The organism is Billgrantia hypersalina, from assembly GCF_052584175.1.
In genome coordinates, this window is record NZ_JBMIQI010000011.1 from 623,807 (window position 1) to 648,819 (window position 25,013).

The window sequence follows — 25,013 nt, forward strand, 5'->3', positions numbered from 1 at the left end:
TATACCAAGTGAGATGGGGGTTAAGACATCGGGATGAGACATTCTATCTACCCGAAACCGGTTATCTGTTATTTACCCGAAGCGACTTAACAAAGTTTTTAATCATCGTTTGTGATGGAGTTTGCACAAGGCCTCCGGTAGATCAAGAATATCCTGTTTGGGGGCGCCAAAAAATGAGCAGGGGGAAAATTGAAGTGAGGGCAGAGTGTTTTTTATTGTGCTATGGTTTGTTTGTTTGCTATGGATAAAAGCTGTTTTCAGCATTAAGATTGGGTTATGTATTTTTTTATGAAGGATTATTTTAACAAAGAGGCTCTTTTTAGTTCGGCAGTTTTTGGCGCTTCTCAAATGGCAGCAATAGCTACGCTTTCGCTGGTTTTTAGTTCGTCTGCTTTGGTGTTTCCGCTGGTGGCAGCGCCTCTTCTTACAGTTGGCTATTATCTTGGTCGGTGTGATGCTGATTCTGATGAGAAAGGCAATAACATGCCAGGAAAGAAACAAAATGGGAATTCTTATCATGATTGTAATCATGAGATGAAGCCCCCGGAAGGGCCACAATAGATCCCTGCCGGATGTTTTCAGTTGTTGTTTTATTGTCTGTAACGGCAAGATTTACTTAAATTTTCGGGCTGCTAAGAGAATGGCAGATTTAACCCTGCAAACAACCCTGCTGAAGGAGGCCGGGGCAGGTACTGATGCCATCAGGGTCTATCAGGTTTTTCATGATTTGTTAGCCTGCTATTGTGCCTAGGTCAGCACACCTCGCGAGGGCGAAAAAAGTCGGCTATGCTTGGTTTCACTGAAAGCGTTCACATTTGGTTAAGGCTTATTCCCATTACTTCTTATGGGTTCCGACATTCTGGGAGGGCGGTCTCAATGACAAAGTGCAACCCGTGACCCATCAGGTACGGTGTTGCCATGACTCACTGCTATCGCCACTCTGTGCTGAAGACCGAGCCACCATCATGATGATGCGGGCCACTCATTGAGGTATGGTTATGCAACGATCATTTCTTGGTGGGGCATTAATTCTTTTTACAGCCTTTATGGCAACCCCGTTAGTATATGCCGGTAATCCAGAATATCGATGTGAACCGGGCACGGTCGATAATGATGCCGTTGCCATTACATATCCGGATGTTGATGTCGGTCGATACTCAGATCCCAATCAAAAGATTTGTACTTTTAGTGTTGGCGGTGCCTCCTCGACCGGAAGCTCATACTATTCAGAAGCTCCTTGGAGGAAGCTAATTCAGAGAGTTGATTTAGGCGACGTGCAAGGTGTCGTGATCCGTTTGACTCTTGCAAGATCTTTGTTTGATTCGGATGTCGAAGAATTTCAATATGAGATAGAACAGTTGCTACAGGAGTCTGTTTCAGATTTAAGTCGATGTTTTTTAGCGCTAGGTGTTGCTGGTACATCCGATCAGCTCTCTCCCCTGGAGGCCACAGGTGAGGGAGAAAATGTATTTCTATATCTGGATCAAGACTCTCTTACGGTTATGTGTTCGATACTTGAGCCCGGAGAACACCTTGATCTAATTTCTGATGTTCCAACGCTTCACTTAAGTGTTGAGTCAGATGACGGACGAGATGATAGCCTGTTTGTACCCCAAGAGGTGCTTTATGAATGAAAATCGACCGCGTCGTTTTGATCGCATCCTCGAGTCATTATCATATTACCGAAAGCAGGTTATAGTCAGCGTCGCAGTCGCCATCATTATGGTTATGATAGGATATGCATTTACTGAGGCCAGAGAGTATTTTGAAACCCGGCCATTGACTGTTGAACTGGACCCAAATGCTGCTGGTGAAACCAGCATTATGCCAATATTTCAAATTCAGATTAGGCCGGCTCTTAGCAGACATTGCGCGCGGCCAGGTTGGTTAGCTTGGCTAGGAGAAACATTTTTTGGCCAAAATTGCATGCGAATATCTTTCAAACCCCATCAGCTCGAAAGAATGATTACGCGAAGACTTCCCTACAAGCAAACTGCTTCTCCAATGCAACAGTTGAACCTCTTTATCGATCACCATGAAGGTTGTCTTACGATGCGCCGTTCTGGGCAGAAAATAATCATCGAAGAGCCTTTGCAGTCTACGCTTATGAAGGAAGAAGAGCGTCTGGTATGTCCATAAAATGACGGTTGATTCTGAGACGGTTTTCTTTCATGCATCTTGGCCTAATCTAGGAAGGCAGTCATGGCCCGTTCACCACGCCGAAAGAAGAAGGCGGCAACATAGCAGTACACGCTGCTGGGCATCCTGATCACCCGCTATGAATACCGGGTGGAGGCCGGGCTAAATCGGTATTTGAAGATGCGGCCGGCTATGGCCGATAACAGCGATCCTCTCTACACCTACAGCACCGTACTGGATACTGATGGGGCTGGGCGATCATCGAGAAGGCATGTGGTCAGTTTGAGGGCTCCTAAACCCGCATTTCCCGAGTCAACGACTGTTGGGTAAAATGATGGGGCTATTTACTTTGTTTCCAAGTTGTTAGAATTATGCGAACCAGAAAAGATTAAGCGTGATTACACTAGGCTGCGGAGGGGATGGAGCTATGACGTTTGTACCGTTTGCAAATGCCGACACAATTGGCGACCGCTTTTTAGCACTCTTAAGCAAACTTGGCATCCAACCCCCTGTTGGGTCATCGCTAGAAGATGAGCTTTTGTCCCTCACACAGCTTATTGAGATCATGAAGAATCCCGACATCATCGGGAGCGATCAACCTGACACAGCTTTACGCGCCGCAGCAGGGGTTCATGACTTCGCAGCCAAGCTACTCTCTGTAGAACCTATTTCCGAGTTTAATACATTTGAGCCTCATTTGAGATTAATTGCTGAAAGCAAGATCAAAACAGCATCATTTTCGCAAAATGCTGGAAGTGCCTATAATGACGATACAGGTCGCAAAATGGCGGAGCTTTACTTTGGCTGTCTTGCTGCACATGTCGGTACACAGGTCGATCTCGATCATCCGACGAATGCCAAAGGCGATAATCCTGATGTAATTTTTACGATTGAGGAAAGTAACGGAAAAAAGCCTCCCGAGCGATGGGCTTTGGCAATAAAAACAATCAGTTCAAAAAATGGGCAGACCATTTACGAGAGGATCAAAGAAGGTGCTGCTCAAATTGATGATCCTAAATGTAGTGCCGATCGTGGCATGGTCGTCATCAATACAAAGAATGCGCTTGATCATGAGGCGCTGTGGATGACAGAATTTTCCGACCTTGATAGTGCGATGACGGCCCTGCGTAATCAACTCTGTGGCTTGGCTGAAAAAGCTGGTGCTGATCGCGATCAGGCAGAGTGGGATGAGATGTTCATACGGAAAGTAGCAAGGCCGGTGTTGTTCCTTGGTCAAAGTCTAGTGTGTGTGCCGACACCGGCAGGGCAGAGAACCCCAACAGCGTTGAAGATGCTACTGGAATACGGCGCTAACGGGGAACTTGACCCGGTTGCACATAGTATTTCGGAGTGCATGAATCACTTCATGCAAACAATCTTGCTCGGCCAGCCTGGGGGCAATGGGAGTCTGCCAACGTGATGCAAGTAATAGTGTTTCCTTAGGGTCGCGTTTTCGGCTATGTCGAAACTACGCTTGCAGTGCATTTTTGCCGTTTTTTCCAATTGCTAACGCGAAGGGGAGCGGCCATTTTCGCTGAAAGTCCTGCTCACATCGGGGGAGGTTAAGTCGCGGCGACCAGTGAATGGGGTTATCAGTCGGCTGAAGCAATCAGCTATACGCTTCCATCACGGCATCGTGACAATGCTTCTTCAAGACTTGACGCACCGGTTTTTCGTAGTACTTCATCCTCATAGCCCGGCATCAGCGGTGTTGAGATACCTTGCCTTTTTACCGACATCAGGTAACTGATGCCATCCTTTCCGGCCTTCCCGGCTTTGCCTTTGGCGCTTTTGATAGCAAGATCGGCAAGCTTAGCAGCGCTTGGCTCTGTGATATTGGCCCCAAGCTTCGTATAAAGTACAACTTCGGTGCCTGCGACATTTTCGAGTCTCTCTACTATCATCTTGTTTGGGCTTGGTTCGGATGGAGCGCTGTAGTGCTTGTCGGTACACTCATTTCTCGTCTCTCTCCGCCACAACAAGTCTTCCGCCTTTTCTAAGCTAATGCCTTCCCCTAGGACAAGAATTGTAGCGTGGACGCGACAGCCCCCACTTTCGACAGGTACAACTGTCGGTGCGCCATTGCGTGTAGAACTCGACCGAGCAAACTCTATCGCGAATGGCGTTACGATTCTTTCTCGCCTTTCACGAATATGCGGTTCAATTTCTTTGCCTGGATCTTCGATCAGTGATCCGTAGGCGAGAATTCCAATGCTACTCATCAGTGAGGCTCCCTAAACGTATAACGCCGTGCACAACGGCGGCAGCGAATCTGGCGTCAGACGTCGCAAGGCGCGTACTGATGCACTTGGTTATGTATTGCTTCGAGTGGCCTAGGCATCGGATGTGATTTCTATAAGTACAAACCTTGACGAATTGTCGGATTTACCGAACTTCAGCCAAGGATTACCCACGCCATCGTCTAGCCTGCTGGCCTCCGCCTCGACTTCTGAAACATTCAATAGCTCGAATATCTGGATAGGGCCGTCATCGGATCTCAGCCCCTCGTTCTCAGAATAGCAAACGATGGATTGATCTTGGTCGAACTGTTGCAGTTTCTCAATCAAGTCTTTGATTTTCATTTAAACTCCTTGAGTCAGAAATTTTTCACTGGATCACATAACGCTGCCACAAACGGCGTGAGATTGCGAGCGTCCGGCGGCAGTAGGGAGCGAATGTAATGGTCTTGTTAGAGAGCATGGGTTACAACCACATCTGAGCAATAACAGTGATAGAGACCCCGACTGCTCCAAAGCCGAACAGTACGAGTTGCCACCAGAATAGTCGCCACGATAATTGGCCCAGAACCGTAGTCTCTTGACGAGCGTCGGAACTTACCTGTTCACCCTTGTAGCGTGAGCGTGCAATTTGCGTTGTAGCTCGAAAATCCCGAAGGCGATTGATAGCGCACCAGATCGCCAGCCCAACGGAAGCCGCAAGCAAGATCATTGAGCCTGTAGCTACAACGAGTAAGCAAGTGCTTGTGGGCTGCGAGGAAGTTAAACCAGAAACCAAAAAGGCTAGAAGGCCTGTGGCAAGACCAAGCACAAGGTTAGAAACGGATGTAAAATAATCTCGTGTGACGGTTTGCCACCGAACGAAGCTCTCTCGATCATCAGCTGCCACTTACTTTCTCCTACCCTCTAACGCTTAGCTCACTGGAATGATGCGAGCGCAGCGAGTATGTTGTCTGGTGAAGCTACTTGTTAGCTGCCTCTTCATATTTTGTTTCTGCGTGTTTTAGATTTTTTATAGCTCTTCTCATAGCTATTTCAGCTCTTTCCTTGTGTTCTTCCTCATACCAAGGGACATTGCCACTTTGCCAACCCAGGAAGTCTGCAACCTCTAAGCAGTTAAGACAGGTTTTAGGCAACCCCGCCAATTCCAAAGACCATCCTTTAGGTGCAAAATGTATAAACTCATTACGTAATGAATTTAATTTTTTCACAGCTTTGTCATGGTCATGAGTGGCCACAAATGGTTTGCTGTGAACAAAGAAAATCATTTGATCTGATTTTACTTTTTTATACAAATTTAAAAACGTGTCTAGCTGCTCAGCGGGATACTTACCGCCTTCACGATATGCTTTTAGCCACTTTTCAGCAATATGGTCTTTTAATGCTTTTAGTCCGTTTCCCTGCCTTAAAGATAATACCATGAACCCTTGGAGTGTATTGTGAGTAGAGATAAGAACCCACTTCCACCTGTAGCAATTTTCTAGGACTAGTGCGGATGATTCCGCAACCATTTCTAGAGCTGAGACAGCTTCTTCATGCTCGTCAGTTCGCAACCATAATTCCATTTCAGCTTCTTCTTGTGCAGCTAACAGTGATTAGACGGATCAAGCGTTTATTGGTTTATCGCGCTGGCGCGTTCAAGTCAATAAACGGGCGTGCCATGTCCCTGACGTGCTAAGACTGATATCCTTGCGTAGGCTGGCGCTAACTTCCAGCAGGGCTAAGCCGATTGGGCCGGCGGGGGATCGCGAACATCACCATTGCCTGATGCAGGTCACTTCCATGGCCGGCGTTGCCGGCCATGGGGCTGTGGGAGTTTTGCGGGAGTGAGTCCCGCATAGTTGTGCATTGTGCTGCAAGGTCACGCAACGGGCGTCCCGTAAGTTTCTGAATTTACAAGGTTTAGGTGTGCTTCAGCGTCCTCATAATCCCTTGGTCGCTGGTTCGAGTCCAGCTGGGCCCACCAATGCATCGCAAGCGAGAGACTGCTGCAGCATTTGCCCACGTGGCCTCTCAGGAGGCACATCATTGACCCTGCTCTCACCCGATACCCAGGGAAGGTGGGATAGCCTGCGTGCCGTGTTATCCGAGACCCTCGAGCGCAAGCGTCGCCTTGAACACTATGCGGTCCTCTGGCAGGTCGGTAAGCGGGGCCTGATTGGCACCGATGGCCCTGGCCAGTCAGTCTAATTATCAGGCTGCGGAATTTCAGACCGATTAACGCTTTGCTGCTTCAGGAGGCATTCCGGCGCCCCTAGGGGCCTCGCTCGCATGGAAGATGAATATGCCGTTTACGTGGCTTGGCCAGCGCAGCGCCGTTATAGATAACAAACCGTCATGCCTCTCAAGTAACCTCTCTCAGGCGGTCTTTTGTACAATACCCTCCATAAGTTTGGCTTCGTATATGCTTCGTTTGAGACTGGATGAGTGGCCGGCGGTTAAATGAATTATGCTCAACCAAAGCATGTTCATAAAATTAAAAAGAATCTTGTAAGGGGCTAATAAATTGCTGGTCTATAATGCCACCAAGCAGCAGTTCATCGATGATGTGCGAGCCAATCGCATCACCGACGCCATTGAGAACGAGGTGGCACGCAGACTGAACCGCAACTCGCCGCGCAGAGAAGTGACGTCCTGGGAGAACTCCCTTCGCTTCATGATGAGCGTTCTGCTCGATGAGGGTATTCCCGCTTCAGCCGGAGTAGCCATCGAGTACAACATCCCACTGACCAATCGCCGTGTGGACTTCATCCTGACTGGAAAGAACCATCAGCGGGACGATACGGCGGTCATCGTGGAACTGAAACAGTGGCAGTCCGTCGAGGTGACAAAGAAAGATGCCATCGTGCGTACTCAACTGGGAGGCGGTGTACGCGAGACCAACCATCCATCGTATCAGGCGTGGTCCTATGGCGCGCTGATCGAGGACTACAACGAGACGGTACGCTCCGAGTCGATCCGCCTGGTGCCCTGCGCCTATCTGCACAACATGAAGCAGGGGGACGCCATCAATGATCCCTTCTACGAGCACCACACAAGCCGTGCGCCGATCTTCATCTCGCAGGATGCGTTGAAGCTCTCCGAGTTTCTCAGCCAGCACATCAAGTACGGCGACAGCAACGACATCATGTATCGCATCGAGCACGGTGTGATCAAGCCGAGCAAGAACCTGGCGGATGCCCTGGCCTCGATGATGCAGGGCAACGCCGAGTTCCTGATGATCGATGACCAGAAGCTCGTCTATGAAACCGCCATCGATCTTGCGCATCGTGCAGTTAGCGGCAACAAGCAGTGCCTGATCGTCAAGGGCGGGCCAGGCACCGGCAAGTCGGTGGTGGCCATCAATCTGCTGGTGGAGATGACGAAGCGCGAGATGATGACGCAGTACGTCTCGCGCAACTCGGCCCCTCGGGAGGTCTTCAAGAAGAAGCTGACCGGCACGCGCAAGAAGACGCACATCGACAACCTGTTCAAGGGCTCGGGCAGCTACGTTAACGCTGAGCCGGATACCTTCCATGCGCTGATCGTCGACGAGGCGCACCGCCTGAACGAGAAGTCGGGCATGTATCAGAACCTGGGCGAGAGCCAGATCAAGGAGGTGATCGCCGCGTCACGCTTCTCGATCTTCTTTATCGATGAGGCGCAACGCGTGACGCTGAAAGACGTAGGCACGGTCGAAGAGATCAGGCGGCGGGCAGCCGAGTGCGGCGCCGTGGTGCAGGAGCTTGAGCTAGCATCGCAGTTTCGCTGCAACGGCTCGGATGGTTACCTTGCGTGGCTCGACCATGCGCTGCAGATTCGCACCACGGCCAACACCGACCTGGAGGACATCGATTACGACTTCCAGGTGTTCGCTGATCCCTGCAAACTCCGTCAAGCCATTCTTGAAAAGAATCGAAAGGCCAACAAGGCACGTATGGTGGCGGGGTACTGCTGGCCCTGGGCCAGCAAGAAGGACCAGCACGCCATGGATATAGTGTTTCCCGAGTATGGCTTCGCAGCCCAGTGGAACCTCGATGATGACGGCATGCTGTGGGCGATCGCCGATGGTTCAGCAGAGCAGGTCGGCTGCATCCATACCTGCCAGGGGCTCGAATTCGACTACGTTGGCGTCATCATCGGCGACGACTTCGTGATTCGTGACGGCCGTGTCGAAACAGACGCGGGAAAGCGGGCAAGGCAGGACCGTTCGGTGAATGGTTACAAGACGATGCTCAAAAATGACCCTGAGCACGCCCGAAGCCAGGCGGATCAGATCATCAAGAACACCTATCGCACACTGATGACGCGGGGCCAGAAGGGCTGTTACGTCTATGCAACGGACCCTGAGACCCGCGAGTACTTCGCGGCCTTCGCCCGTTCGCAGGCAGCCTCCGAGCATACCGATCTGACTGAAGAGGCCGAGACGCTGGATGGCTTGCACCTTCCCATCGTGACGCGTGACCAGGCCGCACCGTTCGAGCGTCATGTGCCCGTGTACGATTTGAGCATCGCCGCTGGTGAGTTCAGCGAGATGCAGATTGCTGAGACAGAGCACTGGGTCGAACTCCCGGATCACGTACGTATAAGCCCCGACCTGTTCGTCAGCCGAGTGGTGGGGGAGTCGATGAACCGGCGCATCCCTAATGGCGCCTGGTGCCTGTTCCGTGCGAACCCTGGCGGCACACGGCAAGGCAAGGTCGTCGTGGTGCAGCATCGCGCCATCGAGGACCCGGACCACGGCGGCAGCTTTACGGTAAAGCTGTACCAGAGCGAGAAGATCGAGGAATACGGCGAGTTCGTGAACCAGCGTATCGTGCTAAAACCCCAGACCAACGCCTTCGGCTACAAGGACATCGTGCTTGAGGACGAGCTCGAGGATCTGAAGGTCATCGGTGAATTCCTCTCCGTGCTGTGAACGAGTGAGCGGCCGGATGGTCGCCTATGCCGATGCCGGCTGGATAGCGAGCGGCAGAGAAGGCATGCTCATCGCTATCCGATACCGCAGAGTCAGGTGACACTTTATGTCAGACCCGTTCAAGCAGCTCCGCGACGCCATGGACCAGTTCGCCACCGAGCGTGACTGGGACCAGTTTCACTCCCCCAAGAACCTGGCCATGGCGCTGACGGTGGAGGCAGCTGAGCTGCAGGAGTGCTTCCAGTGGCTGACCGAGGCGCAGTCCAGAGAACTGGATGCGGAGCAACTGGCCGCCGTGCGTGACGAAATTGCCGATGTTCAGCTCTATCTGATCCGCCTGGCGGGTAAGCTGAATGTGGATATCGAAGCGGCATGCTGGGCGAAGATGGAGAAGAATGCAGAGAAATATCCCTCCGACCAAGTGAAGGGAAGTGCGAAAAAGTACACGCATTATCAGGATTAATGTGATGTGTGGCCGCTTTGTCCTCTGCCGCGGCGTCCCCAGCCTGGCGTCATGCCTCAAGTTCCCACCCGCTACAGCTTCGCGTCGGTCACCTGGAGGTGAACGTGGTGCATCGATGCTGGCCAACTAAATCCTGCAACTGCTGTGATGGGCTATCCCCTGGCTCGATCAGGGACGAAGATCGGCTGTAGGTTTAAAATCTTTGCTAAAAGCGGCATGGCATGGCGATTCTGTGCTTGAAGATAAACCGTTGTGGTTTATCCTTCATACTGAAAACGGAATTAAAGGCCGCTTTTGGGCGTGAAAATAAACCACCTGCTGCACAAGATCCCGTATGGCGTCGTCGTTACGACCGCCTGGCTGGCATCACACGGCGTCACCTCAGATCAGGCGCGTAAACTGGCCAGCAGTGGCTGGCTGCAACGCGTGGGGCACGGCACCTACTGCCAAGCGGGAGAGCCTCTTACTTGGGAGAGCGCAGTTTTCGCCCTGCAGGCAAGCGACGACTTGGGGTTGCCACTACTTTGGCCGGGTGGCCAGACGGCCCTGGCACTGCATGGCTTTGTCCATTACCTGCCCATGGGAGAGCGCACGACGCACCTGTATGGCAAGGAGGCCGCTCGGCTGCCCCGATGGTTGAGTGACGCCGAGTGGGCAGGGCGGATGGTGCTCCACTCTGAAAAGGGCCTGTCAGTGCAGCTTCCCGGCAGCTTCATGGACTACGCGCCGGATGGCAGGGCCTTCAGCTTGCAGGTATCGACCCCAGAGCGAGCGGTTCTGGAGTGGATCGCCGTGACGCCGAATGAGTTGCTGTTCAGCAGTGAGCTGGTCGACACATTCGGTGGGCTCAATACGCTGCGTCCACGCCGGCTGCAGGCATTGCTGGAGGGGTGCCGTTCGGTGAGAACCAAGCGGGCCTTCCTGGTGCTGGCTCGCCACGCCGGGCATGCCTGGTACGGTCGTCTGGAACCACGTCGACTGGACCTCGGCAAAGGCAAGCGGCAGCTCTGCCAGGGCGGCAAGCTGGACAGGGAATATCACGTGACGGTGCCGGAGGCGTTCCTGCATGCCGATTGAAGCTCGCTACCACGAACAGGTCAGGCTGCTGGTCTCGTTGCTGCCATTTCTCAATGACGAGCCGTGCTTCGCTCTGAAGGGGGGCACGGCCATCAATCTCTTCGTACAGCCATTTCCCCGTCTATCGGTCGATATCGACTTGGCCTACCTACCGTTGGAGACCCGTGACGAGGCATTACGACGCTGTCGCGAGGCGCTGCAGCGACTGGCACAGACCTTCAGTGCGCGGCTGCCAGGCGTGGGGGCCGAGCTTCAGGATAATCGCCGAGACGAGCTGAGGATCCTGGTGTGCCGAGGGCGTAGCCAGGTGAAAGTAGAGGTATCGCCGGTACTGCGTGGCACTCTTCACCCGCCTCAGGAGCGCGATGTCGTTGAAGCCGTGGAGGACGAGTACGGCTTTGCTGCGGTGCAGGTGGTGTCACTTCCGGACCTGTATGGCGGCAAGATCTGCGCAGCGCTGGACCGCCAGCACCCCAGGGACCTTTTCGATGTGAAGCTGCTTCTGAACCAGGGCGGCTTGGATCGCAGCGTATTCGAAGGCTTCCTGGTTTATCTGCTGGGGCATCCCAGGCCCTTGAACGAAGTGATCAACCCGCGACTGAAACCGCTGGACGACGTCTACCGACAGGAGTTTGTTGGGATGGCCAGGGTTGACCTTCCATTACAGGGGCTGGAGAGCGTCCGTGATGAGCTGCTGTCGCGGCTGGGCCAGCTGATGACGGATGAGGATGTTCGCTTTCTTCTGTCCTTCAAGCAGGGGGCCCCTGACTGGGAGCTGCTTGCTCATTTTGGCGTTGATCGGCTGCCTGCCGTGCGCTGGAAGCTCGCCAATATCCAGAAGATGCAACCCGACAAGCACCGTCAGTCACTGGAGCTGTTGGAGCAGGCCTTGGTCAAGCTTCGCCAATGATGCGGCGTGCCCTGGCGGTTTAACGGCCTAAGTCGACTTCTCCTTATATCCTTTAAGCGCTAGGCTGTTACACATAATTACGCCAGGCGCAGGGTATAACATGGCGAACAGCAGGGAAGGCCGGTCCCAGCAGGACACCATCGAGGCCATGGTGGCCGACGGCTGGAAAGCCGGCATGGTCTGTGGCTACGACAGTAGGGGCAAGGACGTCAGCGAGCTGGAACTGCCCTACTACCGCCTCACCAAGCGTGAGGAGAAACGTCTGCGCCTGGAAGTCGCCGGGGAGGACTGCGGCCTTACCTCGGTCAGCGAAGTCGGCTCAGGCAAGCCCCACGACCCCGAGAAGCAGCGTCTGGCTGAGATCATCGACCGGCTCATTGACCTCTACGGTGTCGATGTCAGCGACGACGACAAGCTGAGGCTAAACTCAAGTGGAGGATTTAGTAATTCGAGGCCGTCTTGTTTTCTGACTCTTCCCCAGCTTCAAGGTTTGTATATAGAGAGATAGCTTTAGGGAGGTGAGAGTTCTGCTTGTTATGAAAGTTGGGGATTAGTCCGATATTGCCGCGATATCGAAACGGCAAGCGCAGGAAGAGCACTCGCGACACCACCAACATCATATGTCCATCTCGTATATCAGCCGGCACTGATCAGTGCGGATGTGAAGCATGCCGCTCGTGTGTTCGCCAGGCGGCATTTTGGTCAGAAAGATCAGTATGTTATGACCTTGCACGTCGACACGGATGGCCCACACGACCATCAAGCGGTGAAGAATCTGGGCTTTGAAGGGTGTCGGCTAAATGTAAATAAAGGTGACCATTAGAATGTATCCTTGTAAGTTGTTTGGCTAGTGTTTGCCTCGAAGTTAAACCACCCCCTAGGTACACCAACGGTACACACCAGCTTCCTGTGCTATCCTCAAACTTCGCTAACCTACTGACTCTAAAGAATTGTACCTTTCGCTCGATTACAGTCGATTACTCTGAAATATCAGTAACTTATTGTTTTAAAGGCGAACTCATAATTCTTTTGTCGTAGCTTCGAATCCTACTGGGCCCACCATCTTCTTCCTCTTCCTAAATTAAGTCTTTACCGCCTGTGCTACACCCTGTGCCTCGCTTGGCCATTCCTCGGCAGGGGCAGGTAGCCCGCAGGGACAATTACCGCTACCGTCCCCTGGCCTCTCGATACAACCTGTGCGGCTGGCGGGTTTTCCTTGCTCCCCGAAGCTTGCGGGACGATCTGAACCGTATGGCCATCATTGGAAACAACGGTCGGGTGCGCGACACGGGCGGCCCTCCATGGCATGGCGGAAGTTCGCGATGGCGTCAGATAGACTAGGGCGTCATGCAATCAGGGGAAGCACCATGACCCACACCGCTCAATTGCTCGTCCGGCTTGACGACGATTCCTTCAGTATTCCCTACGAGGCAGAACAATACGACGAGGGCGAAATCCACCCGTATCGTCGGCTGGTCAACGACCCGAGTGCGATCCAGGCAATCCCCGAAATCGAAGGTTTCCCTTTCCTTGCCGATTTCCTGCTCAGGGTGAATCACCCCGGCGGCTTGATGGAGACTGCACGCATCGTCAGGTGGTATACCGAAACAGACCCGGTGGTGCACTGCCTCGGTATCGGTATGCACTTTCAAGACAGGAGCCAGTTCGCCCGGTACGACCAAGCGCTGATTTTCGCTGGGAGCTTGCTCCCAGCCATGCTCCCGACGGCGTGCTTTCCCCTGGACCAGCAACCGCTGATGATCGAGCTTCAGCGCTGTCACCTGAAGGAAGAGCAGCTGTCAGGATGGATCCTGGACATGTTTGTGTTCGGCTATGGAACGAGTACAGCGGACAGCGACGCCGACCTTGAGCAAAAACTTCGTGTTATCGCCGAAGCGCTAGACCGCTAAGCGAAAGCCAACGTAGCAAGTACCAAGCTCCTAGGCTGGTTCTCGACGAAGGTGAAGAGAGGGGGCGCCGCTGTTGAAGTTCACCCCAGCAGCATCACCACCGCACCATAGGCCACCACACCGGCCGCCACCGGCCAGCCGAGGGTGCGCGTGCGCCACCACACGGCCAGGGTCGCCAAAGCGCCGATGACGGTGGCCAGCCAAGAGGTGGCGCCGGGCGCTACCGGCATCAGCGATACCCCCAGGAGGGCGGCGATCATCAGTGGGCCGAGCAGGCTCAGCCAATGGGGCATGGCCTCGAGGCTGTCGTCATCGCCTTGCCGCTCGAGGCGACGCTGCATCCACAGCAGCGGCAGCAGGCGCATCAGCAGGGTGCCCAGCGCCGAGGCGAGCACGGCGATCCAGAGGGCGCTACTCATGGCCGTCTCCTTGGTCCTGACACTCTTGCGCATGGTTTTGCTTCTTCGCAGGGCCGAACGTGACGACCTGGAAGCACAGGGCACCGCAGGCGGCAGCGAGAGGAATGGCCACATTGGTCAGGCCCAGGTGCGTCAGCAGCAGGGCGCTGAGAGCGGTCAGGCCCAAGGCCAGGCTCCAGCGCCGCGAGGTGAAGCGAGGGGCCACCAGCACCAGGAAGAGCGCGGGCAAGGCAAAGGGCAGGATCTCACCCATCAGGGCCCAGCGAGCGACCAGTTCGCCGCCGGCAAGTGCCCCGAGCGCGGTGCCACCGATCCAGCTCATCCAGGCCAGCAGGGCAGCACCGGTGAACCAGTCGAGGCGCTGAGAGGCCGGGAGCTGCGGCAGCCGGGCGTGGGCCACGGCAAAGATCTGATCGGTGAGGCCATGCATCAGCCAGGGCCAGCGGCGGCTGGACGTCAGCCAGGGGGCCAGGTTGGGGGCGTAGACCACATGGCGCAGGTTGATCAGCAGCGTCATGGCCACTACCAGCCATAGCGGGGCTCCGGCAGCGACCATGCCGACGAAGAGAAACTGCGAGGCGCCGGCATAGATCAGGGTCGAGATCGCCACGGCTTCCCAGGCGCTGAAGCCGGCCTGGGTCGCGATCAACCCGAAGGAGATGGCTACCGGAACATAGCCACCGAGTAGCGGGATGGCTTCGCTCATGCCGGTCAGCCAGGGGCGGTTGGGCGATGCGGCGGCTTGCAGGCTCATGAAGGTGGTTCCTCGTGATAGACGACGCTGAGCAGCAGCGTGGCCCAGGTATCCCCGGTGCGGTAAAGATGGGGGCGGTCGGCGGCGAAGGTGAGGGTGTCGCCGGCCGATAGGCTTCGGGTGTCACCTTCCGGGCCGGCTTCCAGCGTGCCGCTGATCAGGGTGAGCGATTCACGGGCGCCTGGGGTATGAGGCTCGGCAAGCCGCAGGGTATGCGGCGCACAGCGCATCCAGTAGGCATCGACCTGCGGGTGCTCCTTGCCCTGGTCGATCAGGCGAACCTCCACGCCGGCCTCGCCCAAGGGCACGGCGATCGGGGCCACCAGGGTGCCGAAAGGCACCTTGAGCTGTACCGCCAGGCGCCAGATGGTATCCAGCGTAGGATTGCCGTTTCCCTGCTCGAGGCGTGACAGGTTCGACTTGGCGATGCCGGCGGCGGCGGCCAGTTGCGACAGCGACCAGCCTTGCGCCTGACGCAGTGACTGCAGGTGTTGGCCCAGGGTGCCGAGTGATAGCTTATCCAAGATGGTCTCGATCCGTTCCTTTTAACGAACGTTCTATTAAAGGAACGGATCTTTGTCAACCAATTCCGCTCGGCTCCTCTGGCGTCGTGCTCGGCTTGTCAAACGAACTCGGAATCGTCGGTCCGGACGGTCACGCCGGCCTCTTCGCCAGGCACCATGATCATGAATTCGCCGTTACCGAGGTAGGTCACGTCGTGGCCTTCGCGGGTGCGGAAGGTCGGCGTACCGCTAACGGCGCCCTCATGCTGCATTTCGCTGAGTTCGCGAGCGCTGGGCAATATGTCGATCATGTATTCGCGGCCTTGATCATCGAAGGCCATCACGGTTCTTTCATGCTGGGTCTGGGTCACAGTCGTTTTCTCCCGCAGAGTGTTCTCCATAAGCCATAGCAACATGGCGGCCGATTGACGAGCCCGATCGCACACTGATGACGCCATCCTGACGTCAACGCTACTGAAAGGAATCGGGTGAGGACACCTGAAGGCGGGAAAATAAGCTAGGAGGCGTAATCTGTGCTGTATTCGTTCTAGTGGTTCCTGTTGCGGAGGGCTCGATATGCGCGTCTTTTCTAATCCTGTTGGTTCCGGTTCGCTATGGTTCGATAACCTGGCCACCGCTGATGGCACCCCGGTTGCCTACGACCCGCAGGCGCGGGCCTTTCTGCCTATGCCTCCTTTCTGTGCTAACCGGGAAGTCATCGGCTGCAACTGGATCGCTCCTGAACAGGGTGCTTTCTGTCGGTCGTGCGCCATGACGGCGCTCGCCCCGGATCCTTCTATCCCCGATGCCATCCCGAACTGGGCGCATACCGAGGCCGCCAAGCGCTGGGTCCTCGACAATCTTGGCCGCTGGAATTGGTTCCGGCCGGAAGATCCCGGGGCACGCCCCGTTTTCCATCTGCTCGCAGAGGGTCCAACCCCCGTGCTCATGGGCCATGTTGCCGGTGTGGTGACCATCAGCGTGGCCGAGGCGGACCCGGTGCTGAGTACAACCCGGCGCCAGGCATTGGACGAGCCCTACCGCACCATGATCGGTCACATGCGCCATGAAATCTCGCATATGCTCTGGTGGCGGCTCAGCCTTCGCGACGATTTCCTCGATGCCTTCCGTGCCATGTTCGGCGATGAACGTGAGGATTATCCCGCCGCGCTCCAGCGGCATTATCAGGATGGTCCGCCGCCCGACTGGCGACAGCGCTTCCTGACGACTTACGCCTCCGCGCATCCGCATGAGGACTGGGCCGAGACCGCGGCGCACCTGCTGCATCTAACCGATATCGCCGACAGCTTCGTAGCGGCGGGTCTGTCCTCACCGGAGCTGCCGAATCCTGGTTGGGATCCCTATTCGGAACCGGATGCCATGCGTCTGATTCATGTCGCAGCGTCTCTCACCGTAGGAGTCAATCACGTCAACCGATCCATGGGGCTTTCGGACCTCTACCCCTTCGTGCTGTCGGATGTTGCGCTCGAGAAACTGGCCTTCGTGCATGATTGGCTTCGCCGAGGTGCGCAGGGACGTTGACGCGGTGCTGCCAAATCAACCCGACGCATATCCGCTCCAAACTAAGAGCAGGTAGTATGTTTACTGGCGGCTACGGGAGATGCCTGCCAAGAACGCCAAGTTATTTTGACTGCCGAGCCTCGGCGGGCTAAACGAACGACAGCGAGTCACGGTGTCATTCCCCTGAAAGGTCAATGAGGTTCCTGCCAACAGCGTGCTTCTGGAGAATAGTGCAACTCCAGCGGCTGGCTCTCGCTGAACGGATACGTGTCGTTGCAGAACATGATTCGCTTCGGCTCACACCAACCTTCGGGTGCCGTCAGGGTCAGGCGGTCGTGGCTTACGTCGAGCTCGAGCCAATGTCCGCGAAAACGTAGCCGCATGTGCAAGCCCGGCAGCGCCTCGGGAAGGCAGGGGTTGAGGCGCAACATGCCATCGCGAACCTCGAGCCCGGTATGGCCTCGCTGGATTAAATCCACGCTACCGGCCATGGCGCCCAAGTGAATGCCTTCTGCCGTCGAGCCTCCCTGGCTGTCCCCGATATCGCTTTCCAGCACTTGCAGGAACACGTCCCACGCCTGACGGCGATCCGAGCGTGCCAGCACCCAGGCGGTCACCACCCGGCTCAGGGTGGAGCCGTGTGAGGTACGCTGCTGGTAATAACGGATGGTGGCCGGGATCAGCTCGGGTGAGAAGGGGTAACCGAGCTGGGCGAAGATATCGCTCAGTTCCTCGGCCGAAAACAGGTAGAACAGCATCATAACGTCGGCCTGCTTCGATGCCTTGTAGCGGTTGACGGTATCCCCCTCCGCCTCGAGTAGCCGATCAAGACGGTGGATATCGCCGTACCGCTCGCGGTAGCCGGCCCAGTCGAACTCCTGCAGCTTCTCGTAACCCTCGAATTGGCTGGGTATGCCATCCGCATGGAACGGTACATACAGAGACTGGCTGAGGGTAATCCACTCGCGGACTTCTGAGTCCATCAGGCCGAGGCTATCGCTCAGCTCACCTCGACGCCGCTCGCCGATCAAACCGTAGACGTGCGCCGCACGGTCCAGTACCCAGGCGACCATGACGTTCGTGTAAGTGTTGTTGTCGAGCCCCGGTGTCGGCGCGTCGGGGTAACGGTCGTGAAACTCGTCGGGCCCCATCACGCCTCGAATGTCGTATCGCTTGCGTTGTGGATTCCAGCTGGCGGCACTGCGCCAAAAACGAGCGATCTCGAATAGCATCTCGGCGCCGAAGTAGGACAGGAACTCTCCATCCTCGGTCACCTCGTAGTAACGCCATACGTTGTAAGCGATCGCCGCGTTGACGTGGCGCTGCAGGGAACTGTCGTCGGGCACCCAGCGCCCCGACTTGGGATTAAGGTGCACCTGCTGGCTCTCTTCTCGTCCATCACTGCCACTTTGCCAAGGGTACATGGCGCCTTGATACCCTGCCTTGCGTGCCAGGTGGCGAGCTTCTTCCAGGCGGCGGTAGCGATACCGCAGCAGTGCGCGCGTTATCTCCGGAATGCGATAGTTCAGGAATGGAAAAATGAACAGCTCGTCCCAGAAGATGTGCCCTCGGTAGGCCTCGCCGTGAAGCCCGCGGGCCGGCACCCCCGCGTCAAGGTCGACGATGTGCGGTGAAACCGTTTGCAGCAGATGAAAGATGTGTAGGCGAAGGATCATCTGGGCGCGTCCACCCCCGTCGAGCTTCACATCGCAGCGCTGCCAAAGTTGTTTCCAAACCCGTTGATGGCTCGATAGTACATCCTCGAATGCCCCCGCTCGGGAGACTGATAGGCTAGCGGCGAGCCCGGGTTCGGCAATGGCACGGTCTCGGGATGCATGCATCGCCACGATCTTCTCGATGACGACTTCATCGCCAGGCGCAAGGTCGAGGGCATGCACTTGGGCGATATAGCCGGGCTCTTGTTCGACTTCGGTTATATACTCCATCGCCTGGCCGTTCACGATCAGGTGCGTGCGTGCCGCCTGGGCGATGTGCAACCGGGAGTGGCAGGTTTCGACTTGCAGGCGGACCGTGGCGTTATCAGTAACGTCCGTTGACAACGGCACCAGATGGGTACTTGCCAGTTGCCGGTATCGCTCGACCCCGGCATTGATGACTCGCCCGTCCAGGGCCGAGCGAACCAAGATGCGTCCAGACCAGTTTTCGGGGTGCAGGCGCCACTCGATAGCTGCGAGATGGGGACGGGCCATATGCACCAGACGCCGCGTCAACAGCCGGGTCTCACGCCCGTAATGATCACGGAACAAGAGCTGGCGTTTGAGTACACCCGCCTCGAGATCAAGCGCCTGTCGGTATTCGTGCAGTTCGACTGCCATCAAGTTGAACCAGTCGCCCCCTTCGGGGCGAAACGTCAGACATAACCAGTTGGGTAGGTTCACCAGGTCTTCGTTCTCTATCTTTCGGCCAGCGATCTCGGTCGTAAGCCGGTTGTAGCCGCCGGCAAGATAGGTGCCCGGGTAATGGATCTCTCCCGCTTCCGCTTCTTCCGCGGCACCTCGGGTCGCAAAGTAGCCGTTGCCCAGCGTACACAACGCTTCGTGTAGCTCCTCCTGGGCAGGGTCGAAGTGCAGGTAATCAAGTGTCCAGTCGCTCATGAGGGCGTTCCAGCATGTCGGCAATACGCTCGAGAAAGCGGCCGACGCAGATGGTGTCGTTCAGCCGATGGCTGGCGGCAGTAATACGGGAGGCATCGCCCACGAAGAGACCGAGGCCGCCAAGCTCACGCATTGCCGCAAATGCATCTTCGTCGGTCTCGTCGTCGCCGAGGTAGATCGGCATGACGTCAGTCTGCGCCAGGTCGAGAGCCTCAAGCAGCCAGAAGATCGCCTTGCCTTTGTCCCATGGTAGCTGCGGCCGCAGCTCGAAAACCTTCTTGCCGCCGGTGCGTCGCAGTTGGGGAAGTGTTTCAGCGACTAACTTGACGGCTGCCAGGATGCGTTCCAAGTCGCTCCCGGTGACCAGCCGGTAATGGATGGCAATAGCAAAACGCTTGCGCTCGACGAGCACGCCGTGAATACCGGCCAGGCGCTGCCGCAGCTGTGCTTCTGCGGTGTCGAGGTGCGGCAGCATTTCAATGGCGCGTTCATGCTGCATGGAGAGTCCACCGGGGCCGGTAATGTCGAATCCATGGCTTCCGGCATATACCAGGCTACGGATACCCACCAGGGCGGCAACATTGGCGCGATCACGGCCGCTGACGATAGCGACGCTACAGTGCTGGGCCAGGCGCTTGAGGGTGCGGCGCATGGTCTCGTCGAGCACGGCCAGTTCAGGTCGATCCACGATAGGCGTGAGAGTGCCGTCATAATCCAGGAAGAGCGCAGGTAGGCGGTTCCCCAGAAGCTTGGCAATGGCATCGAAGCTCATCAGCGCATCGGGGAGTGATTCCACTGGTACCGCTTCGGACGGCATCAGCTCGTCCAGGTCGTCGATGACGATATCAGCCCCATGAGCTAACAAGTCCTCGCGCTGTCCGGCGCGGTCGACTCCGATCACCAGCCCGAAGCCCGCTCTGCTGGCGGACTCCACACCAGAAAGGGCGTCTTCCACGGCAAAGGCCTGGTCTGGCGGAGTGGAGAGAAGCTCAGCGGCGTGGCTGAAGATGTCCGGGTGCGGCTTGCCGTTGAGCCCCAGCCGTTCCGAATCGATCCCGTCGACCACGGCATCGAACAAATGGCTACCCCCAACTTTGGCGAGAATGTCCCGGGCATTCTTGCTTGAGGACACCAAAGCCGTCTTCAACCCGGCAGTACGAATCGACTCGATGAACGCGATGGAGGAAGCGAAGACCTCGACGCCATGTTGGGCCAGGAGCTGTACGAAAAAGCGTTGCTTGCGATTGCCTAGTCCGCATATGGTTTCGTGATCCGGGCTGTCCTGAGGCGTGCCTCGCGGTAGGTGAATACGTCGTGCTTCAAGGAAGCTGCGGACTCCTTCGTAACGTGGCTTGCCGTCGAGATGGCGCCGATAATCCTCGATGGGATCGAAAGGCGGAAACGATGCCTTGTCCTGCTCGGCCAGCCCTGAGCGATAGGTATCGAAAAGCTGCTGCCAGGCAAGGCAATGCAAGCGGGCAGTATTGCTCACGACGCCATCCAGATCGAATACTCCCGCCCGGTAGGAGGATATCGTCAGGTCGTGCCACGAGCTTGCGGGTCGTTTCATTTGTTTCCCCGAGGTCCATTCCAGTGACCCTGCCAGTAGTGTAGCGGGCCGTGGGCATACAGCATTTGACTCGAATGGCATGGTTTCAAAACACAGTGACCCACTATGTTCATCAGCTTCCTCAACGTGACGGGCGCCATCATCTAGGCTTAAGGATGATGCCGATTCGACGCCGTAGGGAGATCTATGCGCAAGCACAAGGGAATGAAGGACAAGGGAATCTGGCTGCTTTGGATCGTGGTCGCGCTGTGCTACGTGGTGCCCTACACGCTGCTCACCGACGTGGCGCGGTGGTACGGCAGCTTCCTGTTCTGGGCGCTGGCGGGGTTGGCCGTGATTGCGTTGAACGTCTTCCTCACACGCGATTTCAAGGATCGGTGACGTGACGGTTGCTCTCGTGTGGTGGGCCATCGCGGGCTATCTCGCGATCGCCATCGTCATCGCCTTCCTGTCGCGCCAGGGCAAGACGCAGGACATGTCGGGTTACTTTCTCGGCAACCGGCAGATGAGCGGCTTCGTCTCGGCGCTCAGCTACAGTGCGACCACCTACAGCGCCTTCATGATGGTGGGGCTGGCGGGGCTGACCTACGCCGGCGGCGTCGGTGCCCTGGGTTTCGAGATCGTCTACTTCGCCGGGGTCTCGCTGGTGGCGGTGTTCGGGCCGCGCTTCTGGGCCGTGGGCAAGGCGTTCGGCTTCGTCACGCCGAGCGAGATGCTCGGCCGGCGCTACGACAGCCGGGCGGTGGCCATCGTGGTGGCGCTCTCCAACTGCCTGTTCCTGATTCCCTACGCCGCGGTACAGCTCGCCGGCATCGGCTACCTGCTGCAGGGCACGACTCAGGGCGCGGTCCCCTTCACCGCCGGGGTGGTGCTGGCCACGGCGCTGGCGCTGTTCTTCTCGTTTATCGCCGGCATCCGCTCGGTGATGTGGACCGACTCGCTGCAGGCAATCATGATGATCGGGGCGTCCACGCTGGTCACGTACCTGGTCATCCAGGGGCTTGGCGGTTTCCAGGTGCTGTTCGACACCCTGGCGGCCGAACGCCCGGAATCCCTGGTGGTACCGGGAGAGGGGCTGTTCACCTTCACCACCTTCCTGGGCCTGACCATCCCATGGTTCTTCTTCAGTCTCTCCAATCCCCAAGTCAGCCAGCGCCTGTTCATGCCGGCATCGCTTTCGGCAATGCGCCGGATGCTGCTCGGCTTCCTGGTCTTCGGCTTCGTCTATACCCTGGTCTCGGTGCTGTGGGGGATGTCGGCCATCGTCGCCTTTCCGGGGCTCGACAACGCCGACCTGGCCACACCCTCGCTGCTGACTTCCGGCCACGTGCCGCCCCTGCTGGGGGTGATCGTGATGATCGGCATCCTGGCGGCGGCCGTTTCCACCATCGATTCAATCATGCTGACGCTCTCCTCGATGGTCGCTCGCGATGTCTACGGCAACCTGAAGCCGGGCAGCAGCGAGGCGCGCCAGTTGGCGGTGGGCAAATGGGTCATTCCGGTCATCGCGCTGCTGGCGCTGGGTTTCGCCGAGTTGCAGCTGAGCATGATTGCAGTGCTCTCCGTGGCCGCATCGGCCGGGCTGGTCGCCGTGGTGCCGGCCATCGTGGGTACCTTCTTCTGGCGGCGTGGCACCGCGCTGGGGGTGCTGGTCAGCGTCATCGTCACCAGTGCCTTCGTGCTGTTCGTCTATGCCGTCGGCAATCGCTTCCTGGGGTTGCCGGCAGGCGTCTGGGGCATCGTCGTGGCGAGCGTGACCTTCGTCGGCGGCAGTCTGGCGAGCCGGCCGCCCCGTGCCGCGGCGGATTCCTTCCTGGCCGCCGTCACCCAAGGCCTGGCGCGTTCATCGCGGGTGGTGAAGAAGGGCGGCGAGCACTAGCCTGTCAGAGAGATGACCGTACCGAATCACATAAACGGAAGGCGACATGGGCGAGACCTACCGCGAAGGGCCGATCATCCGGTCACTGCTGGACACCGACTGGTACAAGCTGACCATGATGCAGGGGGTCCACCATCAGTACCCGAATGCCAGCGTCACATGGGAGTTCCGCTGCCGGGACGCCGAGGACCTGGAGCGTTACATTCCCGAGATTCGCGAGCAGATCGACCGGTTGGCCACGCTGCAGCTGTCTCCCGAGGAATCGGCTTACCTGGCGAGCTTTCCCTACATGTCGCCCGACTTCATCCGCTTCCTGGAACTGTTCCGCTTTCGGCCCGAGTACGTAAAGGTCGGCATGCAGGGCAGCGAGCTGTGCATCGTCATCGACGGGCCCTGGTCTCACAGCATTCTGTTCGAGATCGCGATACTGGCCATCATCAGCGAGGTGCGCAATCGCACGCTTTATCCGGATGTCCAAGTCGAGCAGGCGGTGGCGCAGCTGCGCCGCAAGCTCGCTGCGCTGCGCGAAACCTACGCGCCCGAGCAACTGGCGGGCTTCAACCTGGCCGACTTCGGCACGCGGCGGCGCCTCTCCCAGCCCGTGCAGGAGGCGATCGTCGTGGTCCTGGAGGAGGAGTTCCCGGGCAACTTCGTCGGCACCAGCAATGTCGACCTGGCGCGTCGCCACGGCATCAGCCCGATGGGAACGATGGCCCATGAATGGATCATGGCGCACCAGCAGCTAGGCAGCCGTCTGGTGGATAGCCAGCGCGCCGCGCTGGAAGCCTGGGTGCAGGAGTACCGCGGCCACCTGGGCATAGCGCTGACCGATACGGTCACCCTCGATGCCTTCCTGCGCGACTTCGACCTCTATTTCGCCAAGCTCTTCGATGGCCTGCGCCACGACAGCGGCGAACCGTTGTGGTTTTCCGAGAAGTGCATTCGTCACTACGAGTCGCTGGGTATCGACCCGATGACCAAGACGTTGATCTTCAGCGACAGCCTGACCTTCGAGAAATCCATGCGGATCAAGTCGGCGCTGGAGGGGCGGATCAGGACCAGTTTCGGTATCGGCACCAACCTCACCTGCGACGTGCCGGGAGTGAAGCCGATGAATATCGTGATCAAGATGGTGTCGTGCAACGGCCAGCCGGTGGCCAAGATTTCGGATTCACCGGGCAAGACGATGTCGCGCGACGAAAGCTTCGTGCGCTATCTCAAGCACGTCTTCGGCGTGGCGGAGCCGGGTACGGCTTGATCTTACGGCTCACGATTGAGTCGTGCCAGCAGGTCTTCGAGCTCACGGTTCAGGTTGGCATAACCGCCGCTCTCGGCCATGTCGCGGATCTGGCGCAGCACTTCGGTGGTGGGCTGGTCGAAGGTCGCGGCAGTATTGCCTGATTGAGCACGTTCCAGCGCTTCCAGCCGGGCGAGGATTTCCGTTTGCAGGATCAGGCTCGCCTTGAGCATCTCGTCCGTGGTGGCCATCGGCTCCTCCTGACTGCGGCAAACAAGGGCAGGTCGGGGGACGACCTGCCGCGATGGGGTATTGCGTCAAAGCGCCTTGCGGTTGACGTCTTGCTTGGCCAGCTTGCTCAGCTTGTCGTCGGTGGCCTTTTCCTCCTTGAGCGTTTCGGCCAGGATCTCCTTCGCTTTGGTATGGCCCAGCTGCTCGGCCAGTTCGCACAGGGTGCCGTAGGCCGCGATCTCGAAGTGCTCCACCTTCTGGGCTGCGGCGATCAAGCCGGCATCACGCACGGCGCCCTTCTCGGTGGATTCGATCAGCTCTTCCCCTTCCTGGATCAGGCTCTCCATGGCGTGGCTCTTGAGGCGCTTGACCCGAACGTCAGGGATGGAGTCGGCAGCCTGTTCGATGCGCTCGAGCTGGCCTTGCGTCTCCTCGAGGTGATGCTGGAAGGCTTCGACCAGTTGCTGGTCGTCGGCGGCGCGGGCCATCTTCGGCAGGGCACGGGTAATTTGCTTTTCGGCGCTGTTGGTCTCGGAAAGCAAGCGCATGAAAAGGTCCTGGGGGCTATCGATCTTCATATCTCCTCCTTTTTTGCTGGCAACCATTCCTTGTCTAACGTCTACAACGTAGCAATGCTGTTGGCGGAGCACG

The 25,013-nt window shown here is 57.1% G+C and carries 27 protein-coding genes; 16 read left to right on the forward strand and 11 right to left on the reverse strand.

Annotated features, from left to right (window positions below; all coding sequences use genetic code 11):
• The first annotated feature begins 276 nt into the window (after nucleotides 1–276).
• The 4 genes from ACOJCM_RS10085 to ACOJCM_RS10100 all read left to right on the forward strand — a co-directional run bounded on the left by ACOJCM_RS10085 (nucleotide 277) and on the right by ACOJCM_RS10100 (nucleotide 3,559).
• The gene (locus tag ACOJCM_RS10085) at nucleotides 277–561 is read left to right on the forward strand and encodes a hypothetical protein (RefSeq protein ID WP_445211922.1); all 285 of its coding nucleotides are present in this window, start codon (nucleotides 277–279) and stop codon (nucleotides 559–561) included.
• Nucleotides 562–998: 437 nt separating this feature from the next.
• Nucleotides 999–1,634, forward strand: coding sequence for a hypothetical protein (locus tag ACOJCM_RS10090; protein WP_445211923.1), 636 nt, complete (start codon nucleotides 999–1,001; stop codon nucleotides 1,632–1,634).
• Nucleotides 1,627–2,139: a hypothetical protein gene (locus ACOJCM_RS10095; RefSeq protein WP_445211924.1), complete on the forward strand. Its 513-nt coding sequence runs from the start codon at nucleotides 1,627–1,629 to the stop codon at nucleotides 2,137–2,139. Before ACOJCM_RS10090 ends, ACOJCM_RS10095 begins: the two co-directional genes overlap by 8 nt.
• A 427-nt stretch (nucleotides 2,140–2,566) precedes the next feature.
• Entirely contained in the window at nucleotides 2,567–3,559 is a 993-nt protein-coding gene (locus ACOJCM_RS10100; protein ID WP_445211925.1) for a hypothetical protein, read from the forward strand.
• A gap of 193 nt (nucleotides 3,560–3,752) precedes the next feature.
• Here the strand turns inward: ACOJCM_RS10100 and ACOJCM_RS10105 are convergent, their stop codons facing one another.
• The 3 genes from ACOJCM_RS10105 to ACOJCM_RS10115 all read right to left on the reverse strand — a co-directional run bounded on the left by ACOJCM_RS10105 (nucleotide 3,753) and on the right by ACOJCM_RS10115 (nucleotide 5,941).
• On the reverse strand, nucleotides 3,753–4,361 hold the full coding sequence (locus ACOJCM_RS10105) for a hypothetical protein (protein WP_445211926.1): 609 nt from the start codon (nucleotides 4,359–4,361) through the stop codon (nucleotides 3,753–3,755).
• Nucleotides 4,362–4,472: 111 nt separating this feature from the next.
• Nucleotides 4,473–4,721, reverse strand: a complete 249-nt coding sequence (locus ACOJCM_RS10110; protein WP_445211927.1) for a hypothetical protein — start codon at nucleotides 4,719–4,721, stop codon at nucleotides 4,473–4,475.
• 617 nt (nucleotides 4,722–5,338) lie between these two features.
• Entirely contained in the window at nucleotides 5,339–5,941 is a 603-nt protein-coding gene (locus ACOJCM_RS10115) for a hypothetical protein (RefSeq protein WP_445211928.1), read from the reverse strand.
• A 463-nt stretch (nucleotides 5,942–6,404) separates the two neighbouring features.
• Between ACOJCM_RS10115 and ACOJCM_RS10120 the strand changes: the two genes are divergently transcribed.
• The 8 genes from ACOJCM_RS10120 to ACOJCM_RS10155 all read left to right on the forward strand — a co-directional run bounded on the left by ACOJCM_RS10120 (nucleotide 6,405) and on the right by ACOJCM_RS10155 (nucleotide 13,633).
• The gene (locus ACOJCM_RS10120) at nucleotides 6,405–6,566 is read left to right on the forward strand and encodes a hypothetical protein (RefSeq protein WP_445211929.1); all 162 of its coding nucleotides are present in this window, start codon (nucleotides 6,405–6,407) and stop codon (nucleotides 6,564–6,566) included.
• 316 nt (nucleotides 6,567–6,882) lie between these two features.
• A complete protein-coding gene (locus ACOJCM_RS10125) occupies nucleotides 6,883–9,273 on the forward strand; it encodes a DNA/RNA helicase domain-containing protein (protein WP_445211930.1) in 2,391 nt (796 codons plus the stop codon).
• A 106-nt stretch (nucleotides 9,274–9,379) separates the two neighbouring features.
• Nucleotides 9,380–9,736 carry a nucleotide pyrophosphohydrolase gene (locus ACOJCM_RS10130; protein WP_445211931.1) on the forward strand — a complete coding sequence of 119 codons (357 nt, stop codon included), beginning with the start codon at nucleotides 9,380–9,382 and terminating at the stop codon, nucleotides 9,734–9,736.
• Nucleotides 9,737–10,036: 300 nt separating this feature from the next.
• Nucleotides 10,037–10,813 carry a type IV toxin-antitoxin system AbiEi family antitoxin domain-containing protein gene (locus ACOJCM_RS10135; RefSeq protein ID WP_445211932.1) on the forward strand — a complete coding sequence of 259 codons (777 nt, stop codon included), beginning with the start codon at nucleotides 10,037–10,039 and terminating at the stop codon, nucleotides 10,811–10,813.
• Nucleotides 10,803–11,723, forward strand: a complete 921-nt coding sequence (locus ACOJCM_RS10140) for a nucleotidyl transferase AbiEii/AbiGii toxin family protein (RefSeq protein ID WP_445211933.1) — start codon at nucleotides 10,803–10,805, stop codon at nucleotides 11,721–11,723. Before ACOJCM_RS10135 ends, ACOJCM_RS10140 begins: the two co-directional genes overlap by 11 nt.
• Before the next feature lie 100 nt (nucleotides 11,724–11,823).
• A complete protein-coding gene (locus ACOJCM_RS10145) occupies nucleotides 11,824–12,231 on the forward strand; it encodes a hypothetical protein (protein WP_445211934.1) in 408 nt (135 codons plus the stop codon).
• Between the two features lie 153 nt (nucleotides 12,232–12,384).
• Nucleotides 12,385–12,546 (forward strand): relaxase/mobilization nuclease domain-containing protein, encoded by a 162-nt coding sequence (locus tag ACOJCM_RS10150; protein ID WP_445211935.1) that lies wholly within the window; start codon nucleotides 12,385–12,387, stop codon nucleotides 12,544–12,546.
• Between the two features lie 544 nt (nucleotides 12,547–13,090).
• Nucleotides 13,091–13,633 carry a hypothetical protein gene (locus tag ACOJCM_RS10155; protein WP_445211936.1) on the forward strand — a complete coding sequence of 181 codons (543 nt, stop codon included), beginning with the start codon at nucleotides 13,091–13,093 and terminating at the stop codon, nucleotides 13,631–13,633.
• An 80-nt stretch (nucleotides 13,634–13,713) separates the two neighbouring features.
• On the opposite strand, the gene ACOJCM_RS10160 is transcribed toward ACOJCM_RS10155, so the two are convergent.
• The 4 genes from ACOJCM_RS10160 to ACOJCM_RS10175 all read right to left on the reverse strand — a co-directional run bounded on the left by ACOJCM_RS10160 (nucleotide 13,714) and on the right by ACOJCM_RS10175 (nucleotide 15,680).
• The gene (locus ACOJCM_RS10160; RefSeq protein ID WP_445211937.1) at nucleotides 13,714–14,052 is read right to left on the reverse strand and encodes an AzlD domain-containing protein; all 339 of its coding nucleotides are present in this window, start codon (nucleotides 14,050–14,052) and stop codon (nucleotides 13,714–13,716) included.
• A complete protein-coding gene (locus ACOJCM_RS10165; RefSeq protein ID WP_445211938.1) occupies nucleotides 14,045–14,806 on the reverse strand; it encodes an AzlC family ABC transporter permease in 762 nt (253 codons plus the stop codon). The genes ACOJCM_RS10160 and ACOJCM_RS10165 overlap by 8 nt, the downstream gene beginning before the upstream one ends.
• Nucleotides 14,803–15,330, reverse strand: a complete 528-nt coding sequence (locus ACOJCM_RS10170) for a helix-turn-helix domain-containing protein (protein ID WP_445211939.1) — start codon at nucleotides 15,328–15,330, stop codon at nucleotides 14,803–14,805. Before ACOJCM_RS10170 ends, ACOJCM_RS10165 begins: the two co-directional genes overlap by 4 nt.
• A gap of 98 nt (nucleotides 15,331–15,428) precedes the next feature.
• Nucleotides 15,429–15,680: a hypothetical protein gene (locus ACOJCM_RS10175; RefSeq protein WP_445211940.1), complete on the reverse strand. Its 252-nt coding sequence runs from the start codon at nucleotides 15,678–15,680 to the stop codon at nucleotides 15,429–15,431.
• A gap of 205 nt (nucleotides 15,681–15,885) precedes the next feature.
• Here ACOJCM_RS10175 and ACOJCM_RS10180 point away from each other — a divergent pair, with 205 nt between their 5' ends.
• Nucleotides 15,886–16,851, forward strand: a complete 966-nt coding sequence (locus ACOJCM_RS10180; protein WP_445211941.1) for a zinc-binding metallopeptidase family protein — start codon at nucleotides 15,886–15,888, stop codon at nucleotides 16,849–16,851.
• Nucleotides 16,852–17,021: 170 nt separating this feature from the next.
• Here ACOJCM_RS10180 and ACOJCM_RS10185 read toward each other — a convergent pair whose 3' ends face one another.
• Nucleotides 17,022–19,445 (reverse strand): glycoside hydrolase family 65 protein, encoded by a 2,424-nt coding sequence (locus tag ACOJCM_RS10185; RefSeq protein WP_445211942.1) that lies wholly within the window; start codon nucleotides 19,443–19,445, stop codon nucleotides 17,022–17,024.
• On the reverse strand, nucleotides 19,426–21,015 hold the full coding sequence (otsB, locus tag ACOJCM_RS10190; RefSeq protein WP_445211943.1) for a trehalose-phosphatase: 1,590 nt from the start codon (nucleotides 21,013–21,015) through the stop codon (nucleotides 19,426–19,428). Before otsB ends, ACOJCM_RS10185 begins: the two co-directional genes overlap by 20 nt.
• A 186-nt stretch (nucleotides 21,016–21,201) precedes the next feature.
• Here otsB and ACOJCM_RS10195 point away from each other — a divergent pair, with 186 nt between their 5' ends.
• Genes ACOJCM_RS10195 through pncB form a run of 3 tightly spaced genes read left to right on the forward strand, consistent with a single transcriptional unit; the run spans nucleotide 21,202 to nucleotide 24,152 of the window.
• Nucleotides 21,202–21,396 (forward strand): hypothetical protein, encoded by a 195-nt coding sequence (locus tag ACOJCM_RS10195; RefSeq protein ID WP_445211944.1) that lies wholly within the window; start codon nucleotides 21,202–21,204, stop codon nucleotides 21,394–21,396.
• Nucleotide 21,397: 1 nt separating this feature from the next.
• Entirely contained in the window at nucleotides 21,398–22,894 is a 1,497-nt protein-coding gene (locus ACOJCM_RS10200; RefSeq protein ID WP_445211945.1) for a sodium:solute symporter family protein, read from the forward strand.
• Between the two features lie 46 nt (nucleotides 22,895–22,940).
• Nucleotides 22,941–24,152 (forward strand): nicotinate phosphoribosyltransferase, encoded by a 1,212-nt coding sequence (gene pncB / locus ACOJCM_RS10205; protein ID WP_445211946.1) that lies wholly within the window; start codon nucleotides 22,941–22,943, stop codon nucleotides 24,150–24,152.
• A 2-nt stretch (nucleotides 24,153–24,154) separates the two neighbouring features.
• Here the strand turns inward: pncB and ACOJCM_RS10210 are convergent, their stop codons facing one another.
• Complete coding sequence (locus tag ACOJCM_RS10210) at nucleotides 24,155–24,382, reverse strand: hypothetical protein (RefSeq protein WP_445211947.1); 228 nt, start codon at nucleotides 24,380–24,382, stop codon at nucleotides 24,155–24,157.
• Between the two features lie 66 nt (nucleotides 24,383–24,448).
• Nucleotides 24,449–24,940 (reverse strand): YciE/YciF ferroxidase family protein, encoded by a 492-nt coding sequence (locus ACOJCM_RS10215; RefSeq protein ID WP_445211948.1) that lies wholly within the window; start codon nucleotides 24,938–24,940, stop codon nucleotides 24,449–24,451.
• Nucleotides 24,941–25,013: the final 73 nt, after the last annotated feature.